Annotated in this window: 1 protein-coding gene; it reads right to left on the bottom strand. The window is 62.5% G+C overall.

Features of this window, described 5'->3' with window-relative positions; all coding sequences use genetic code 11:
* The coding region (locus EN852_RS35760; RefSeq protein WP_135879676.1) for an Lrp/AsnC family transcriptional regulator at positions 1 to 293 on the bottom strand (293 nt) is incomplete at its 3' end.
* Positions 294 to 397 lie beyond the last annotated feature (104 nt).

Genomic DNA, 397 nt, shown 5'->3' with positions numbered 1-397 from the left:
CGACCATTGGTGGTATGGATGGTCGAGACTTCCGGGAAGCCGCCCAGTGCCCGGACCACGCGGTCGGCGGCATGGCCCTCGATCTCGATGAGCATGATGCCGCGGATGCGCTGATCGACCGCGTCGGCGCGCAACACCACCGTGTAGCCAATAATGTCGCCCGACCGTTCCAGCCGCTCCATGCGTGCCCGAACCGTGGCGCGCGAGACGCCGAGATCGACGGCGAGATCCGATACGCTGCGCCGGGCGTCATGCCGCAGCAAGGTCACGAGCCGTTCGTCCAGTGCATCCATGGGGTACCATTTTGCTCAGTTTCGCTGCCATTATGATAAACTACGCTTTTCGGATTGCCAATTTTACCTGTTCGTATCGCCGGCTCGGCATGGTTCCCTCGCGG

Origin of the sequence: Mesorhizobium sp. M2E.F.Ca.ET.209.01.1.1 (genome assembly GCF_004010375.2) — a bacterium.
GTDB lineage: Bacteria > Pseudomonadota > Alphaproteobacteria > Rhizobiales > Rhizobiaceae > Mesorhizobium.
Note: the sequence above shows the minus strand (reverse complement) of the source record. Positions and strands in the feature narration are given on the sequence as shown.